Source organism: Methyloparacoccus murrellii, assembly GCF_054657115.1.
The window spans coordinates 15,456-33,585 of sequence record NZ_BAAHXD010000040.1 but is presented as its reverse complement, the minus strand read 5'-3'; the positions used below and the strand labels follow the sequence as shown (position 1 = coordinate 33,585).

Here is an 18,130-nt window from a genome sequence, read left to right as displayed (position 1 = left end):
GGCCGCAGCGGGCTCATGCCAGCCGGCCGGGTTTGTCGAACAGATAGTCGCCGATCACCAGCGCATCCAGGCCCGAGCCCATGAAGACGGCAAAGGCATCCTCGACGCTGTGGACGATGGGTTTGCCCATGACGTTGAAGCTGGTATTCAGCAGCACCGGAACCTGCGTCAGGTCGTGGAAGCGCCGCAACAGGGCGTGGAAGCGCGGGTTCCAGTCCGGCCGGACGGTCTGCAGGCGGCCGGTGCCATCGACATGCACCACGGCCGGTACCCGGTCGCGGACATCGGGCCGGAAGCGCAGCGTGCGGTCCATGTAGGGCGTTTCCTGGTAGTCCTCGAAATACGCGGGGCCGAACTCGTCCAGGATGGCCGGCGCATAGGGGCGAAAGCGTTCGCGGAACTTCACCGTGGCGTTGATCCGGTCCATCATCGCCGGTGAGCGGGGATCGGCGAGGATCGAGCGGTTGCCCAGCGCCCGCGGGCCGAATTCCGCCCGTCCCTGCATCCAGCCGACGACATGACCTTGGGCGAGCAAGCGCGCCGTGGCGTCGACGACGGCGCCGTCGGGCAGGTGCCGGACCGGGAGGCCGGCGTAGCGGGCAAAGCGCGCGGCGGCGGCAGCATCTACCTCGCTGCCGAGATAGGGCGAGAGCGGCGCGGGCGCCGGAACAACCTCAGGGTGATCCTCATGCCAGGCCAGCAGCGCCGCGCCCAGCGCCGTGCCGTCGTCGGCCGGCGCCGAGGGAATGTGCAGGCGCCGGAACGGTGTCGCTGCCAGCAGCTGGCCGTTGGCGACCGAGTTCAGGGCGCAGCCGCCGCCCAGCGCCAGGTTCTCCTCCCCCGTTGCCCGCTGTAGGTTGGCCAGCAGCTGATTGACCAGCTCGACGAAGAACTGCTGGCCGGTATGGGCGAGGTCGGCGGCCGCCTCCGGTGGCTCCTCGGGGGGGCGGCGGCGGCTTTCCAGCCGTTGCAGAAGCCTGAAAAAGGTCGAACGGTCCTGGTGGATGTCCAGTCCTTCCACCCGCATCAGGTCGCGCAGCCAGCCCAGCACTTCCACGTCGGTCCGGCCGTAGGACGCCAGGCCCATGACCTTCCATTCCTCGCCGCCCAGCCAGTCGAAACCGCACAGTTCGGTCAGCTTCATGTAGAAGAACCCCAGGCTCTGCGGTCCGCGCGAGACGAACAGCGGCGTCAGCCGCCCGCGGCCATAGCGGAAGAAGGCCAGCGAGCCGCGTTCGCCGTAGGAGTCGATGACGGCGGCGGCCGCCTCGCCGAAGGGGCTGCCATGGCAGGCGAGAGCGGCGTGGGCAAGGTGATGGTCGTAATGGCGGAAGACGACCTCGGCGCCGGGGTAATGCCGCCGCAGGCTGCGGGCGAGGTTGAGGCCGGACCGGCGCAGGGCGTGATGCTGGCATGCCTGCATGTGGTTGAGTTCCCAGGTCGGCAGGCAGGTGGTGAGCTGGCGGCCCCGGTAGCCCAGGATGCCGCGCGGCGTCAGCCAGCCGAGTTGCCGGGCCAGCCGCTCGTACCAGGGGCGGGCGGCGCGCCAGTTGCCGGCGACGACGAAACGCTCCGCGTCCGGGCAGTGGCGGGCCAGCAGGTCGGGCAGCTGGAAGGGCTGGTCCGGTTCGCAGTTGAGGGCACGCTTGTATTGCAGTACCCGCTCGGTGGCTTCGGCGAAGCGGATGTTGCCCTGGCCGTCGATCAGGGCGACGGCGGGATCGTGATAGGTCGAACAGAAGCCAAGGTAAACTGTGCGTGCGTGTGGTTGGGGATTCATGATGGCCTTCGGGAGCGCGTCGTGATTGACCCGGGACGGATGCGGCGGCGGCCGGGAACCGGAAGCGCGCGGTGGCATCTCAGACCGGTCATTCCAGCCAGCACCCCATGCTCACTCCCGCGATCAAACGATTCGATTCCGCCTGCCGCCGGCTGCTGTCGTCCCTGGGCATTCCCTGGTGGACCGGCTTTGCCCTTGCCTGGTTCCTGCCACTGGCGACCCTGGCCTTCTTTCTGACCGGTCCGCACGCGGCCGGAGACGCGCTGCTCTGGACCGCGCCGGTGTGGCTGCTGATCGTTGCCGATCGCGTGGGGCCGCGCGAGGTGCGGAACGTGCCGGCGCACGCGCCGCGCGCCTTCTTCGATACGTTGCTGCATGGCCTGGTCGCGTTCCAGCTGGCGAATGTCCTCGCCATGGGCTGGATGGTCTCGCGGTTGGACTTTTCCCTGTCGGACCCGGCCAGCCTCGGCACCGCCTTTGCCAACCTGCTGGCGCTGAGGATTCTCGGCGGCACCAACGCCTGCTGTTCGGTCATCGCCCCCGCGCATGAGCTGATCCACCGGCGCACGCGCTGGCAACGCCGCTGGGGCCGCATCCTGCTGATGACGGTGTTCTACGATCATTTCCATGTCGCGCACCGGCTGGGGCATCATGCCCGGCTGGGCAGCGCGGGCGATCCCTCGACGGCCGAGCCGCGGGAGGACTACGAGGCATTCTGCCGCCGCTCGCTGCGGCAGCAGTGGCGGATCGCCTGGCAGCACCAGCCCGGCACCGTGCGCCAGGGATTGCTGGTGCAGCTGGCCCTGATGGCGGCCTATGGCGTCGCCTTCGGCGGACTGGCCCTGTTCGCCTGGTGTTACATCAACCTTGTCGCCGTGCGCCTGCTGGAGGCGGTCAACTATTTTCAGCATTTCGGCATGACCCAGGCGTCGGGGCGCGCCAGGGACACGGCCTGGCGGTGCGAGTCGGCCCTGAGCCTGTTCCTGTTCCTGGGGCTGACCCGGCATGCCGATCATCATCGCCGGCCCGGCATTGCCTACCCCGAGCTGCTGGACCGTGGCGGGCCGGCCTGCCTGCCGCATGGCTACCTGTGGACGGCGATCTGGGTCAAGAACCGCAGCGGCAGCTTCCGGCGCTGGGCGGCGGGGCAGGGATTCGGTGCGGAAGCGGCGGGACATCCCTGTCGCGCCGCGGTTTCCGGCGAGGTCTGACGCGCCGGATCAGGCGGAGGGCGCCAGCCGCCGGTAGACCTTGCCGGCCAGCCAGCCGCCCAGGATCGGGGCGATCCAGAACAGCCACAGCTGCGCCAGCGCCCAGTCGCCGACGAACAGCGCCGGCCCGGTGCTGCGGGCCGGATTGACGGACAGGTTGTCCACCGGGATGCCGATCAGGTGGATCAGCGTCAGCCCGAGGCCGATGGCGATGGGCGCGAAGCCGGCCGGGGCGCGGCCGTCCGTGGCGCCCAGGATGATCATCAGGAACATGAAGGTCAGCACCACCTCGGCCAGCAGCGCGGCCACCAGGCCATACTGGCCCGGCGAGTGCTCACCGTAGCCGTTCGCGGCGAATCCCGAGGCGCTGGCGTCGAAGCCGGCCTTGCCGCTGGCGATGAGGTAGAGGACGCCCGCGCCGACGATGGCGCCCAGGACCTGCGCCGCCAGGTAGGGCAGGATGTCGCGGCACGGGAAGCGGCCCGCCGCCCAGAGACCGATGGAGACCGCCGGATTCAGGTGGCAGCCGGACACGTGGCCGATGGCGTAGGCCATGGTCATCACGGTGAGCCCGAAGGCCAGCGCGACGCCAAGCCAGCCGATGCCGACCTCGGGCACGCCGGCCGCCAGGACGGCGCTGCCGCAGCCGCCGAAGACCAGCCAGAAGGTGCCCATGAATTCCGCTGCCGAACGATGCATCAGAGTCATTGTTTTCTCCCCCGCATAATGGTTTTGATGGGTGAGCACCGGCCCTGCGGCCACCTGGACCGCCTGGCGTGGCGCCCGCTCGCATGGTCCGGGATGTCACAAAAATGTGCAAGTCGGGCCGGCCAGACCGGCCGGCCGCAGGTTGGATGTCATGGGGTTTCCGCATCGCCGGGCCGTTCGGCTGGCGGAGGGCGAGGGCGGGGCATCCTTCCCAGGTTTTCCAGCAGCTCGTGCATCTGCTCGATGCCCAGCGGTTTCGCCAGAAAGTCATCCACGCCCGCTGCCATGGCGGCCTGGCGCTCCTCGACCAGCACACCCGCCGTCAGCGCGATCACCGGCAGGTGCGCCAGGCGCGAATCCTGACGAATCAGGCGGGTCGCCGCCAGCCCGTCCAGGATCGGCATCTGCACGTCCATGAACACGACATCGAAGTCTGCCGGAGCGGCGCGCAACCGTTCCAGCGCCTGCTGGCCATCGCCGGCCTGCGTACTGTCGATGCCTTCGTGCCTGAGCATGCGCGCCACCAGCTGGCGGTTGATCGCGTTGTCGTCCACCACCAGCGCCCTGAGGATGGCCGGTCGGTCTGTTGCAAGGGGCTTGATGGGCGAGACTTCGCTGTCGCCCGGCGCCGGGCTGCCCGCCACGCGCTGAAACGGCAGTTCGAACCAGAACAGGCTGCCCCGGCCCTCGATGCTGCTGGCACCGATTGTGCCCCCCATCAGCTCGACCAGGCGCTTGCTGATGGACAGGCCCAGCCCCGTCCCGCCGAATCGCCGGGTGATCGAGCCGTCTGCCTGGGTGAAGGGGCGGAACAGGCGTTCCAGGATTTCCGCGCCCATGCCGATGCCGGTGTCCTCGACCTCGAAGCGCAGCCGCACAGGCTCCGCGTCCGGAGCGCCGGCCCTGACCCGGAGCGTAACCCCGCCCTGATGGGTGAACTTGAGGGCGTTGCCCACCAGGTTGAACAGCACCTGTTCCAGGCGCAGGGGATCGCCCAGGAACCGGCCGCCGAGTTCGGGCAGTGGCTCCAGCCTCAATGTGATGCCCTTGTCGCGGGCGACCACCGAGAGGATCTTGACCACGTTGGCCAGCTTGCGCGGCAGGTCGAACGGCTGGCTCTCGATCTGCAACTGGCCGGCCTCGATCTTGGAAAAGTCCAGGATGTCGTTGATGATGCTGAGCAGGGAGCGTCCGGCCGAGCGGATGTTGGCGACCATTTCCGCCTGGTCGGGACTCAGCGATTCCTGTTCCAGCAGCTGGGCCATGCCCAGCACGCCGTTCAATGGCGTGCGGATCTCGTGGCTCATGTGGGCCAGGAACTGGCTCTTGGCCCGGTTGGCGGCTTCCGCGGCCTCCCGCGCGTGTTGCAAGTCGCTCTCGTAACGCTTGCGCTCGCTGATGTCCTGCACCTGGGAGATGAAATACAGCGGCTGGCCGTCGCTATCCCTGACCAGCGAGGAGGCCACTTCACAGGTGATCACGTGGCCGTCCCGATGCCGGTAACGCTTCTCGAAGTTGGATTGCTCGGCAACGCCCTGCCGGGCCTCGCGCATGAATCTCAGGCTGACACTGGCGTCATCCGTCAGCGACAGATCATTGACGGTCATGGCTTCCAGCTCGGCCTTGCGATAACCGAAAATGGTGCACATCTTGGCGTTGACGCGGGTGATCCGGCCTTCCAGGTCGACCAGGCACATGCCGGTGTTGGCGTTCTCGAAGGCCAGTCGCAGGGTGGTCTCGCTCTGGCGCAGGGCGGCCTCGATTTCCACCCGCCGGCTGATGTCATAAACCTGCGCCACCATGTAGTCCGGCTGTCCATCCGCCGTGTGCACGCAGGCCACGCTTATCAGGGCGGGCACTATCCGGCCATCGGCCCCGATGTAGCGTTTCTCCATGGAAAAGCCCTGGATCTCCCCGCGCAGCACGCGGTGGAACTGGGCGTTGTCGGTGGCCAGGTCATCCGGATGGGTCAGCTCGGCCCAGGTTTTGGTCCGCAATTCCTCGCGCGAGTACCCCAGTATCTGGCAGAGGCGATCGTTGACCTCCAGCCAGCCCTTTTCCAGCGAGGTGATCGCCATGCCGACCAGCGACCGGTTGAAGTTGCTGCGGAAGAGCTGCTCGCTGGCCCGGATGGCGCCCTCGGCTTTCTGCAGCGCGATCATGTCGTCCTCCAGCCTGGCCAGTGCCAGCGTGTGATCGTATTCGAGCCGCTGGGCATTCATGATGATCTGGCTGATGGCGATCAGCAGGGCGTTGAAGGAAATCACCAGCACGACGAAGCCCTGCACCGGCGGGACTCCGGCGAAATCCCGCATCGGTCCCACCCCGCCCAGCAACAGGTGCCCGCCGCGAAACAGGTACTCCGCCGCGAACAGGGCCCACAACCCGGCCTGCCATTTCTCGCTCGCGCCCGCATAGGGGGGGCGGTTGCTCAGCAGCGCCCGGATCATGGCCAGGCTGAAGCCGAGCCCGAACACCGACATCACCACGAATCGCCCGTTGATGTCGGGCACCGTGTAGGTGTAGTGATAAAACGGCGGCAGGTACAGCAGGGTGACCAGGATGGTCCAGCCCGCGGACGGCGGCGGCTGTCCATAGAAACGCCGCGTGCCGCGCAGGTACAGCAGGGGTTCGATGAGCAGCAGCCAGTTGGGGAGCAGGATGGTGAACCAGGGCGGCAGCGTGTCCCGCGGCAGCAGGATCAGAATGGCGGCCAGGGTGCGGCAGCCGGTGCCGGCCAGCCAGTCGCCGAAGCCCGGGTAGGTGCGACGGGTAAGGTAGACCACCCCCAGGCTGAGGCTGGTCGCCAGGCACACGACCAGGGCCGAAATGATGAGGGTTCTCAAGTCCATGGCGGACGAATTCCAGCCGTCTCCAAACTGGGGAAGGATCAGCTTTGGGTCCGCATCATGTCGTGCTCCGGCGTCGAGCCGGCAATCCGGTCCCGATGTCATCCGGGCGACGCACCGGTTGTCGAACCATCCGGCACGACCTCGCCCCTCGGCGAACGGGATTATGCCCCATGTGGCATGTGTCGGGCGCCCCCGGGGACACGCCGGAGGACCGGCGGGGTGGGAAAGCGGCAGAATCGAGGCCCGATGTCCTCAGCATCGAGGATGCCGGCATGAGCAGGCGCGAACGCCAAATCAATGGAACCGGGGGGGTGGCTTGTCTATAATCGCAGCTTTCGTTCGGATGAACCCCACGTCCAAGGAATCCCTCAATATGGCGGTTGGTACACCTTCGCATTCGCAGCAGAACCTTCACCTGACCCATGATTCCGATCCCGAGGAAACCCGCGAGTGGCTGGAGGCCCTGCAGGCGGTGATCGGCTCGGAAGGCGTCGAGCGGGCGCATTTCCTGATCGAGAATCTGGTCGACCAGGCCCGCCGCGCCGGCGCCAACCTGCCCTACAAGGCCAACACGGCCTACATCAACACGATTCCGCCGCATCTGGAGGCGCGCCTGCCGGGCGATGCCAGCATCGAGCACCGCATCCGCTCCTTCATCCGCTGGAACGCCATGGCCATGGTGGTGCGCGCCAATCGCAAGTCCACCGAGTATGGCGGGCACATCGCCAGCTTCGCCTCGGCGGCGACGCTCTACGATGTTGGTTTCAACCACTTTTTCCGGGCGCCGAGCAAGGATTTTGGCGGCGACCTGGTGTATTTCCAGGGCCATGCCGCGCCGGGCATCTATGCCCGCGCCTTCATGGAGGGGCGCCTCAGCGAGGCGCAGCTGGACCACTTCCGCGCCGAGATCGAGGGCCAGGGCAATGGCCTGAGCTCCTACCCGCACCCCTGGCTGATGCCGGATTTCTGGCAGTTCCCGACCGTGTCCATGGGCCTTGGGCCCATCATGTCGATCTACCAGGCGCGCTTCATGAAGTACCTGGAAGACCGCGGCATCCTGCATACCGCCGGGCGCAAGGTCTGGTGCTACTGCGGCGACGGCGAGATGGACGAGCCGGAATCCCTGGGCGCCATCGGCCTGGCCGGGCGCGAGAAGCTGGACAACCTGGTCTTCGTCATCAACTGCAACCTGCAGCGGCTGGATGGCCCGGTGCGCGGCGACGGCAAGATCATCCAGGAGCTGGAGGCCAACTTCCGCGGCGCCGGCTGGAACGTGATCAAGGTGATCTGGGGTTCCTATTGGGATCCGCTGCTGGCCAGGGACACCAAGGGCCTGTTGCGCAAGCGCATGGAAGAGGCGGTGGACGGCGAATACCAGGCCTACAAGGCCAAGGGCGGCGCCTATACCCGCGAGCATTTCTTCGGCAAGTATCCCGAGCTCAAGGAAATGGTCGCCAACATGACCGACGAGGACATCTGGCGCCTGAACCGTGGCGGTCACGACGCGCACAAGGTCTACGCCGCCTATCATGCGGCGGTGCACCACAGTGGCCAGCCGACCGTGATCCTGGCCAAGACGGTCAAGGGCTACGGCATGGGGCCGGTGGGCGAGGGGCGCATGTCCACCCATCAGCAGAAGAAGCTCGACGATGCCTCGATCAAGGCCTTCCGTGACCGCTTCAAGATTCCGCTGGCGGACGACCAGCTGGCCAGCGTGCCCTATTACCGGCCGCCCGAGGACAGCCCGGAAATGCAGTACATGAAGGCGCGGCGCGAGGCCCTGGGCGGCTTCCTGCCGCAGCGCCGGCGCGAGGCGCCGCATCTTCAGGTGCCCGATCTCTCGATCTTCGACAGCATGCTGAAAAGCAGCGAGGATCGCGACATGTCGACGACCATGGCCTTCGTGCGCATGCTGACCCTGCTGCTGCGCGACAACAAGGTCGGCCGCTACGTGGTGCCCATCGTCCCGGACGAGGCGCGTACCTTCGGCATGGACAGCCTGTTCCGCCAGTACCGCATCTACTCCTCGGTGGGCCAGCTGTACGAGCCCGAGGATTCCGACAGCGTCATGTACTACCGCGAGGACAAGTCCGGGCAGATTCTGGAGGAAGGCATCAACGAGGCCGGCTCCATGTGCTCCTGGATCGCGGCGGGCACCGCCTACAGCAATCACAACGTGCAGATGATCCCGTTCTACATCTACTACTCGATGTTCGGGTTCCAGCGCGTCGGCGACCTCATGTGGGCAGCCGGCGACATGCGCGCCAAGGGTTTCCTGCTGGGCGGCACCGCCGGTCGCACCACCCTGGCGGGTGAGGGACTCCAGCACCAGGACGGGCACAGCCTGCTGGCGATGTCGGCCATTCCCAACTGCGTGTCCTACGATCCCTGCTATGTCTACGAGCTGGCGGTGATCATCCAGGACGGTCTGCGGCGCATGTATCAGGAAGGCGAGCAGGTGTTCTACTACCTGACCGTCATGAACGAGAACTACACCCACCCGGCCATGCCGGAGGGCAGCCGCGAGGGCATCGTCAGGGGCATGTACCGGATCCGCGAGGGCGGCCCGTCGGCCAGGCGGGTGCAACTGCTCGGCAGCGGCACCATCCTGCGCGAGGCGCTGGCGGCGGCGGACCTGCTCAGGGCGGACTATGGCGTCGAGGCCGATGTCTGGAGCGTCACCAGCTACAACGAGTTGCGCCGCGACGGGCTGGATGCCGAGCGCTGGAACCTGCTGCATCCCGGCCAGCCGCGCCGGCTCAGCTATGTCGAGCAGCAGCTGGGCGGTACGGAGGGTCCGATCGTGGCCGCCTCGGATTACATGCGCATCGTTGCCGACCAGATCCGTCCCTACGTGCCACGCGCCTTCACGGTCCTCGGTACCGACGGCTTTGGCCGCAGCGACCGGCGCTCGCAACTGCGCCGCTTCTTCGAAGTGGACCGCAACTACATCACGCTGGCCGCGCTCAAGGCCTTGGCCGATGAGGGCACGCTGACCGCCAAGGAGGTGGCCAAGGCCATCGCCAAGCTGGGCATCGATCCCGAAAAGCCCAACCCCCTGACCGTCTGAGGAAGCGACATGGCCGCAGTGCAGAAAGAGGTACACGTCCCCGACATCGGCGACTTCAAGGACATCGAGGTCATCGAGGTGCTGGTCAAGCCCGGCGACGTCATCCGGCCGGAGGATTCGCTGATCACGCTGGAGAGCGACAAGGCCGCGATGGAAGTCCCGTCGCCCATCGGCGGCACGGTGGTGAGCCTGACGGTCAAGCCCGGCGACCGGGTCAGCCAGGGCTCCCTGATCCTGGTGATCGACGCCGCGGAGGAGATGCGTCCGGTGCCTGCGGCTGCGCCGCCGGCCCAGCCGGTCGCCGCGGCCCCGGCCACGGCCGCCGAACCGGCTCCGACCGCGCCCGTGATCGCGGCCCCGTCCCCGCAGGTCGCCGCGGCCGCTGGCGGTCCCGCCAGCGAAGAAGAAATTCGCGTCCCCGACATCGGCGACTTCAAGGACATCGAGGTCATCGAGGTGCTGGTCAAGCCGGGTGACAGCATCCAGGCCGAGGCTTCGCTGATCACGCTGGAGAGCGACAAGGCCGCGATGGAGGTGCCCTCGCCCAAGAGCGGCCGGGTCAAGACCGTGCATGTCAAGCCGGGCGACCGGGTCAGCCAGGGTACGCCGATCCTGCTGCTGGAGGTTGCCGGCGCGGTGGCCACCACGCCACCGGCACCGGCCGTCGCCTCCAGCGCGCCCGCGCCGGTGGCCGCCGCTGTCACCGGCCGTCCGTCAGCGGTAGCGGCCGTGGCCGCGCCGCCGGCCGCCGATGGCAAGGTGCCACCGCATGCGAGTCCGGCCATCCGCAAGTTCGCCCGCGAGCTGGGCGTCGACCTGGCAAGGGTGAGCGGTTCCGGTCCCAAGGGCCGCATCACCCGCGAAGACATCCAGGGTTTCGTCAAGCGGAGCCTGGCGCAAGCCCCGGCGGCGGCCGCGCCGGGGCTCGGCTTCCCGCCCGCCCCCGAGATCGATTTCAGCCGGTTCGGCGCGGTCGAGACGCTGCCGCTGACGCGCATCCAGAAACTCTCGGGGCCCAACCTGCACCGCAACTGGGTGTCCATCCCGCACATCACCCAGCACGACGATGCCGACATCACCGAGCTCGAGGCATTCCGCGTGTCGCTCAGGGGCGAGGCGGAGAAGCGCGGCATCAAGCTGTCTCTCCTGCCGTTCGTAATGAAGGCGGTGGCCGCCAGTCTCAAGGCCTTCCCGACCTTCAACGCCAGCCTGGCGCCCAACGGCGAGACGCTGATCCTCAAGCGATACTGCCATGTCGGCGTCGCCGTCGATACGCCGGAAGGCCTGGTGGTGCCGGTAATCCGCGACGTGGACCGTAAAAGCGTCTTCGAACTGGCGGCGGAACTGGCGGATGTCAGCCAGCGGGCGCGCAGCAAGAAGCTGCGCGGCACCGACCTGGAGGGTGGCTGCTTCACCATCTCCAGCCTCGGCGGCATCGGCGGCACGGCCTTCACGCCCATCATCAACGCCCCCGAGGTGGCGATCCTGGGCCTGTCCCGCAGCCAGATGAAGCCGGTCTACCGCGACGGCCAGTTCGTGCCGCGCCTGATGCTGCCGCTGTCGCTGTCCTATGACCATCGCGTCATCGACGGCGCGCTGGGTGCGCGCTTCGTCGCGCATCTCGGCACCACGCTGGCGGACCTCAGGCGCATCCTGCTGTAGTCCGGCGCCGTCCATGACTGCCGTCCCGCACCCCGGATGCCCGCCCGAGGCCTGCCCGGAATGGCGAGCCCGCCCGTCGGTCAGGCGCGAGCATCCAGCTGCCGCGGAAAACCTCGGCCGGGGGCACAGGTTCCCATGTCGCCCATCACTGGACGTCCACGCCCGGCGAGGGCGTAGCGGTGGCCGGTTGCGTCGGCCTGGATGCCGGGCACGGCTGGCCGGTGGCGGCAAGCATGTTCTCCCGCCCGTCGAACGACCGGACCCGCAGACCGGCGCCGACCCTGGCGTCGGCGCCAACCTCCTGACCCCATCCCAAGGATTCCCGCCATGAGCGAAAACGCCTCCCTGCACGCCGACGTCCTGGTCCTCGGAGCCGGACCCGGCGGTTATACCGCCGCTTTCCGCGCCGCCGATCTCGGCAAGAAGGTCGTCCTGGTCGAGCGCTATCCGACCCTGGGTGGCGTCTGCCTGAATGTCGGCTGTATTCCGTCCAAGGCGCTGCTGCATTCGGCGCAGATCATCCACGAGACGGCGGAGAGCGCCAATACCGGGGTCAGATTCGCGCCGCCCGAGATCGATCTCGACAAGGTGCGCGACCACAAGAACAAGGTGGTCAAGACCCTGACCATGGGGCTGGCCGCCATGGCCAGGCAGCGCGGTGTGACCGTGATCCAGGGGCTTGGCCGATTCGTCACCGACCGGTCGCTGGCGGTGAGCAGCGCCGAGGGCGAGCGGACCGTGACCTTCGATCATGCCATCATCGCCGTGGGCTCGCAGCCGGTGAAGATTCCCGGTTTCCCGCATGACGACCCGCGCCTGATCGACTCCACCGGCGCGCTGGAACTGGCGGATATCCCCGCACGCCTCCTGATCGTCGGCGGCGGCATCATCGGCCTGGAAATGGCGACCATCTACCATGCGCTGGGCTCCGCCATCACCGTGGTCGAGCTGATGGACCAGCTCATCCCCGGCTGCGACGCCGACCTGGTCAAGCCGCTGCATCAGCGCGTCAAGAAGTGGTACGAGAATATCCACCTCAAGACCCGGGTCACCCGTATCGAGGCCAGGGCCGAGGGACTGGAGGTGTTTTTCGAGGGCGAGGGTGCCCCGGCCTCCGCAGTGTTCGACAAGGTGCTGGTGGCCGTCGGACGGCGCCCGAACGGGCTCGGCATCGGCGCCGAACAGGCCGGCGTGCAGGTCGACGAGCGCGGCTTCATCCCGGTCGACCGCCAGCAGCGCACCAATGTGCCGCACATCTTCGCCATCGGCGACGTGGTCGGCAATCCCATGCTGGCGCACAAGGCAACCCATGAGGCCAAGGTTGCCGCCGAGGTCATCGCCGGCCACAAGTCGGCCTTCCAGGCGCTGACCATTCCCTCGGTTGCCTACACCGATCCGGAACTGGCCTGGATGGGACTGACCGAGACCCAGGCCAGGGCGCAGGGCATCGCCGTCGAGACCGCCACCTTCCCCTGGGCCGCCAGCGGCCGCGCGCTGGGTATCGGGCGCCGCGAGGGCCTGACCAAGATCATCGTCGACCCGGAGACCCATCGCATCCTCGGCGCCGGCATGGTCGGTCCCAACGCCGGCGAGCTGATCGGCGAGGCGGTGCTGGCGCTGGAGATGGGCGCCGATGTCGCCGACATCGCCCTGACCATCCATCCGCATCCCACGCTCTCGGAAACCTTCGCCTTCGCCGCGGAAATGGTCGAGGGGACGATCACCGATCTCTATCTCAAGAAGTAGGCGCCAGAGGCTACGCTGGCCGGCCCTGGCCCCCGGGGCTCAGGCGGGGCGCCTGTCAGCCCATGGTGCCACCTTGAACAGCAGCAGCATGCCGGGCAGGGCGGCGCCGAAGCAGGCGAGGAAGAACCGCTCCCATCCCAGGGCCTCGACGTGGAGCAGGGTGATGCCGCCCAGGCCGATGTCTCCGCCCTCGACGAGGAAGCCGGTGAAGGCATTGGCCAGGGTGCGCGGCGTTGCGGCCAGGCTGGTGAACAGCGCGAACTGGGTTGCCGTGTAGGCCGGGTGGGTGGCGTTGGCGGTAAAGGCAACGAAGGCGGCGGTGCCCAGGCCGACGCCGAAGGCTTCGGCGCCGATCACGGCGGCCAGCCCCGCCAGCGTATGTCCGGCCGTCGCCAGCCAGGCGAAGCCGAGGATCACCAGCGCCTGCAGCACGCCGAAGACCCATAGCGCGCGGTTGAGGCCGAGCCGCATCATCCAGATGCCGCCCAGGATGCCGCCGACGACATTCGGCCAGAGACCGGCATTCTTGGCGATCATGCCGATCTCGGTCTTGCTGTAGCCCATGTCCAGATAGAAGGGCGTGGCCAGCGAGGTCGCCATGCTGTCGCCAAGCTTGTAGAAGAAGATGAAGGCCAGCACCGCCAAGGCGCTGGTCCAGCCCTGGCGGCCGATGAATTCCCGGAACGGTTCGACGACCGCCTGCCGCAGGCTCGCCGGTGCGCGGACCGAGGCCGGCGGTTCCTCCACCAGAAGCGTCATGAGCAGTCCCGGCAGCATGAACAGGGCGGTGATCGGATACACCGCCTGCCAGGCGAGGTGATCGGCCAGGATCAGCGACAGCGAGCCCGGCACGAGGCCGGCGATCTTGTAGGCATTGACGTGCACCACGTTGCCGAGGCCCTGCTCCTCGTCGCGCAGGAGTTCGCGCCGGAACGCGTCGATGGCGATGTCCTGGGTTGCGGAGAAGAAGGCCACGGCGACGGCCAGCGCACTGATGGCGGGCAGGTCCGGCTGCGGCGACAGCCAGCCGAACAGCGGGATGCTGGCCAGCAGGGCCAGCTGGCTGACGAGCATCCAGCCGCGCCGGCGGCCGAGTCGCAAGCCGAGCCCGTAGCGGTCGCACAGCGGCGCCCAGGCGAATTTCCAGATGTAGGGGAACTGCACCAGCGCCAGCAGGCCGATGGCCTTGAGATCGACCCCGCCCTCGCGCAGCCAGGCGGTGAGCAGGCTGATCAGCACGAACAGCGGCAGCCCCGACGAAAAGCCGGTCAGGATGCAGAGCAGGATGCGCCGGTTCAGCAGGCGTTCACGCCGGGAAGGGGTAGTCATAGTCGATGGTCAGGGGGGCATGATCGGAGAAGCGGCTGTCCTTGTAGATCGCGGCGGCGCGCAGACAGGGGGCGAGGCGGGGGCTGACGACCTGGTAGTCGATGCGCCAGCCGACGTTCTTGGCCCAGGCTTGGCCGCGGTTGGACCACCAGGTGTACTGCTCGGGCCGGTCGTCGAGGGCGCGGAAGGCGTCCACCCAGCCTTCCCGGTCGAACACCTGGTCCAGCCAGGCGCGCTCTTCCGGCAGGAAGCCGGAATGCTTCCGGTTGCCGCGCCAGTTCTTGAGGTCGATGGGCTTGTGGGCGATGTTCCAGTCGCCGCAGAAGATGTAGTCGCGCCCGGAAGCGGCGCAGTCGCGCAGGTAGGGCAGGAAGCGTTCCAGGAAGCCGAACTTGACCGACTGGCGTTCCTCGCTGGAAGAGCCCGAGGGGAGGTAGATCGACACCACGCTGAGATTGCCCCAGCGCGCCTCCAGATAGCGTCCCTCGGCGTCCATGTCCGGCCAGCCCAGACCCCGGATGATGTCATCCGGCTCCCGCCGCGAGTACAGGGCAACCCCGCTGTAGCCCTTTTTCTCGGCATCCACGTAGTAGGCGGAGTAGCCGTCCGGCCAGAAATGCCGACCATCCAGCTGGTGTTCCTGCGACTTGGTTTCCTGGAGGCAGACGATATCGGCGTCCTGCCGTGCCATCCAGTCGAAGAAGCCCTTGCGGGCGGCGGAACGGATACCGTTGGCGTTGAGTGTGACGATCCGCATGCGCGGGAATACCGGGGCGAGGAGGGGGGATCAGCGGCGGCTCAAGCTTGCGTCCGGCTTGCCATGCCTGTCGCTAGCAGGTAGGATGCCGGGTTTGTTTTTGTTGGCCAAGTTTCGCAGGAAAACACTCATGAAGCCGGATATCCATCCCAACTATGCGCCGCTGACCGTGAATTGCAGCTGCGGCAATACCTTTGAAACCCGCTCCACGCTCGGCAAGGATCTGCATGTGGAAGTGTGCGCGGCATGCCACCCATTCTATACGGGCAAGCAGCGCGTCGTCGACACGGCGGGTCGCGTCGACAAGTTCCGCCGCCGCTACAGCCGCTAGCGCCAGGCGCCGAATAGCGAAGCAAAAAACCCCCGCCCGACGGGGGTTTTTTGTGGGCGGATGAATTGCACCGCCGGCTCTTCCGGCGCGACCTTGTCTAGAACAGCGACTCGATCGCCCGTCCACGGGCGGGCGCCGGCTGCGGCTTGGGTTTGTTGCCGGCCTGGCCGGAGCGGGACTTGGCGCTGTCCCCGCCCTCGGAATCAACGAAGCGCTCGCCCTTGTTGCCGGAGTAATACTCGACGTCGGTCGAGACGGTGCCGCGACGGTTGACCTTGACCTTCTTCGCATGGCCGCCCGCGGGTGCCGGGAACCTGTATTCCGGCACGCCTTCCAGCGCGACGCGCATGAACTTGATCCACATCGGCAGCGCCAGATCGCCACCCATGACGTTGTGCCCCAGCGATTTGTAGGTGTCGTAGCCGAACCAGGCGATGGTCACCAGGGCCGGGGTATAACCGTTGAACCAGGCATCGAAGGACTTGTTGGTGGTGCCGGTCTTGCCGGCGACATCGGTGCGTCCCAGCGCCAGTGCGCGCCGCGCCGTGCCCATGCGCACCACGTCCTGGAGCATGGAGTTCATCATGTAGTGCACCTTGGGCGAGAGCACCCGCCTGGCCATAGTCTGGGGCGGCGTCCGGGTTTCCTCGCATTCCGCGCAGGCCGTGGGCGGTGTCGCCTGGTAGACGGTCTTGCCACTGTCGCTGTCCACCCGCGAGATGAAATAGGGATCGACCCGGAAGCCACCGTTGGCGAATACCGAGTACATCTGGGCCATGCGCAGCGGGCTGGCGGAGCCGCTGCCCAGCGCCAGCGGCAACACCCGCGGCAGTTCGTCCTCCTCGAAGCCGAAGTCCTTGGCCAGCCGGATGACGTTGTCGATGCCGACCTTCTGCATCAGCCTGACGGCGACGACGTTGCGCGAATAGACCAGGGCCGTGCGCAGGGGCGTGGGGCCGTAATAGCGCCGCGAAGCGTTCATGGGCGTCCAGTTGCCGATGCGGATGGGGGCGTCGACGACCACGCTGGAAGGCGTCATGCCGGAGGCCAGTGCGGCCGAGTAGACCACCGGCTTGAAGCCCGAGCCGGGCTGGCGCTTGGACTGGATGGCGCGATTGAATTTGCTGTAGTGGAAGTCATAGCCGCCGGCCAGGGCCACGACCTGGCCATCCTTGGGCAGCACCGAGACCAGCGCGGCGCCGACTTCGGGAATCTGGGTCAGCCGCAGCCGGGTGCCATCGTTGCGCAGGCGGATGACATCGCCTGTGGCCAGGGGCTTGCTGCTGCCCTTGGGTTCGTGCTTGCGCCTGTGACCATCGAGCCAGCGGTGGGCCCAGCTCAGTGCGCTGGCGCTCAGCTCCATCCGTTTGCCACCGCCCAGGTAAACCTCGGCGGCACCGTTCTTGAGCGTCAGGATCAGCGCCGGCTCGGTGTAGCCCAGCCTGCCGAAACGGGCCAGCTCCCTGTCCCAGTCCGCCTCGCTGGTGTGGCGCTCCAGGTCGATGTGCTCCTGGATGGGCCGGAAGCGGCGGCGTTCGTCGAAATGGTGCTGGCTGGCGCGCAGCGTATCCTCGGCCAGCGCCTGCAGGCGGGCATCGATGGTGGTCCGCACCTGGTAGCCGTCGTCGTAGGCGTTCTCGCCGTATTGCTCGTACATCTGGTTGCGCACGATCTCGGCGATGTAGGGCAGGTCGAGATCCACGCTGTGTCCCTTGAGCGCTGCCGTATTGGGGGAAACCAGCGCGTCGGCATACTCGCTCTGGCTGATGTGGCCCAGCGCCAGCATGCGATCCAGCACGTAATCACGGCGTACCATGGCCCGTTCCGGGTTGGCGATGGGATTGAAGGCCGAGGGCGCCTTCGGCAGTCCGGCGATGGTGGCGATCTCGGCCAGATCCAGTTCGTCGATCCGCTTGTTGTAGTAAATCTTGGCCGCCGCGCCGACGCCGTAGGCATGGTTGCCGAGATAGATCTTGTTCAGGTACAGCTCGAGAATCTTGTCCTTGGGCAGTTCGGACTCGATTTTCATCGCCAGCAGAATCTCCCTGATCTTGCGCAGGAAGGTCTTCTCGTTGCTGAGAAAGAAGTTGCGGGCGACCTGCATGGTGATGGTGCTGCCACCCTGGCGCTTCTCCCCGGTGCTGAGAAAGGTGATCGAGGCCCGCAGCAATCCCTGGTAGTCGAACCCGGGATGTTCGTAGAAGCGGTAGTCCTCCGCGGCCAGGAAGGCCTGGCGCATCCGCTCGGGCATTTCCTCCAGTGTCAGCGGGTAGCGGACTTTCTCGCCGAACTGGCCGATCAGCACGCCATCACGGCTGTAGATCTTCATCGGGCTCTGGTAGCGGATGTCCTTGAGGGCATCCAGCTCCGGCAGCTGGGTCTGCAAATACAGGTAGAGCCCCAGCAGCAGCAGGCCGATGGTCATCATGCCGGCGGCGATGCCGAGCATCAGGCGGCCGAGCGATGCCAGGAAAGCGACGAAGCCCGAGCGGTGGGAGCCAGAGGTATCCAAGACGTGAGGTGATGAGCGCTGGTCAGCGGTGGCGTCCGTTCGGGTCGCGGCGGCTGCGCGGAGCCCCGGCGGGCAGGGATTGGGGAACGATTGCCGTCGGCGTGCCGGTGGAAAACTGCGGGTACTATACTACAGCCCCGATATCCGGGCTGTCAGCCGATCCGGGCCCTGC

The 18,130-nt window shown here is 67.2% G+C and carries 11 protein-coding genes; 5 read left to right on the top strand and 6 right to left on the bottom strand.

Features of this window, described 5'->3' with window-relative positions; all coding sequences use genetic code 11:
- Positions 1-13: 13 nt before the first annotated feature.
- Complete coding sequence (locus ACYQ1H_RS11705) at positions 14-1,780, bottom strand: carbamoyltransferase family protein (RefSeq protein ID WP_460028219.1); 1,767 nt, start codon at positions 1,778-1,780, stop codon at positions 14-16.
- Positions 1,781-1,887: 107 nt separating this feature from the next.
- On the opposite strand from ACYQ1H_RS11705, the gene ACYQ1H_RS11700 reads away from it, so the two are divergent.
- On the top strand, positions 1,888-2,991 hold the full coding sequence (locus ACYQ1H_RS11700; protein ID WP_460028218.1) for a fatty acid desaturase: 1,104 nt from the start codon (positions 1,888-1,890) through the stop codon (positions 2,989-2,991).
- A 9-nt stretch (positions 2,992-3,000) separates the two neighbouring features.
- Here the strand turns inward: ACYQ1H_RS11700 and aqpZ are convergent, their stop codons facing one another.
- Positions 3,001-3,690, bottom strand: a complete 690-nt coding sequence (gene aqpZ, locus ACYQ1H_RS11695) for an aquaporin Z (RefSeq protein WP_460028221.1) — start codon at positions 3,688-3,690, stop codon at positions 3,001-3,003.
- Positions 3,691-3,848: 158 nt separating this feature from the next.
- Positions 3,849-6,551: a PAS domain S-box protein gene (locus tag ACYQ1H_RS11690; protein ID WP_460028217.1), complete on the bottom strand. Its 2,703-nt coding sequence runs from the start codon at positions 6,549-6,551 to the stop codon at positions 3,849-3,851.
- A 373-nt stretch (positions 6,552-6,924) separates the two neighbouring features.
- On the opposite strand from ACYQ1H_RS11690, the gene aceE reads away from it, so the two are divergent.
- The 3 genes from aceE (at position 6,925) to lpdA (ending at position 13,029) form a co-directional block, all read left to right on the top strand.
- Positions 6,925-9,621, top strand: a complete 2,697-nt coding sequence (gene aceE / locus ACYQ1H_RS11685) for a pyruvate dehydrogenase (acetyl-transferring), homodimeric type (RefSeq protein WP_460028220.1) — start codon at positions 6,925-6,927, stop codon at positions 9,619-9,621.
- A gap of 9 nt (positions 9,622-9,630) precedes the next feature.
- Positions 9,631-11,283 (top strand): dihydrolipoyllysine-residue acetyltransferase, encoded by a 1,653-nt coding sequence (gene aceF, locus ACYQ1H_RS11680; RefSeq protein WP_460028216.1) that lies wholly within the window; start codon positions 9,631-9,633, stop codon positions 11,281-11,283.
- Between the two features lie 327 nt (positions 11,284-11,610).
- On the top strand, positions 11,611-13,029 hold the full coding sequence (lpdA, locus tag ACYQ1H_RS11675) for a dihydrolipoyl dehydrogenase (RefSeq protein WP_460028215.1): 1,419 nt from the start codon (positions 11,611-11,613) through the stop codon (positions 13,027-13,029).
- Positions 13,030-13,068: 39 nt separating this feature from the next.
- Here the strand turns inward: lpdA and ACYQ1H_RS11670 are convergent, their stop codons facing one another.
- Positions 13,069-14,358, bottom strand: coding sequence for an AmpG family muropeptide MFS transporter (locus ACYQ1H_RS11670; RefSeq protein WP_460028214.1), 1,290 nt, complete (start codon positions 14,356-14,358; stop codon positions 13,069-13,071).
- Positions 14,336-15,115 carry an exodeoxyribonuclease III gene (locus ACYQ1H_RS11665; RefSeq protein WP_460028213.1) on the bottom strand — a complete coding sequence of 260 codons (780 nt, stop codon included), beginning with the start codon at positions 15,113-15,115 and terminating at the stop codon, positions 14,336-14,338. The genes ACYQ1H_RS11670 and ACYQ1H_RS11665 overlap by 23 nt, the downstream gene beginning before the upstream one ends.
- Positions 15,116-15,245: 130 nt before the next feature.
- Between ACYQ1H_RS11665 and rpmE the strand changes: the two genes are divergently transcribed.
- Positions 15,246-15,446 carry a 50S ribosomal protein L31 gene (rpmE, locus tag ACYQ1H_RS11660; protein WP_460028212.1) on the top strand — a complete coding sequence of 67 codons (201 nt, stop codon included), beginning with the start codon at positions 15,246-15,248 and terminating at the stop codon, positions 15,444-15,446.
- Between the two features lie 97 nt (positions 15,447-15,543).
- Here the strand turns inward: rpmE and ACYQ1H_RS11655 are convergent, their stop codons facing one another.
- Positions 15,544-17,958: a penicillin-binding protein 1A gene (locus ACYQ1H_RS11655; RefSeq protein WP_460028211.1), complete on the bottom strand. Its 2,415-nt coding sequence runs from the start codon at positions 17,956-17,958 to the stop codon at positions 15,544-15,546.
- Between the last annotated feature and the right edge of the window lie 172 nt (positions 17,959-18,130).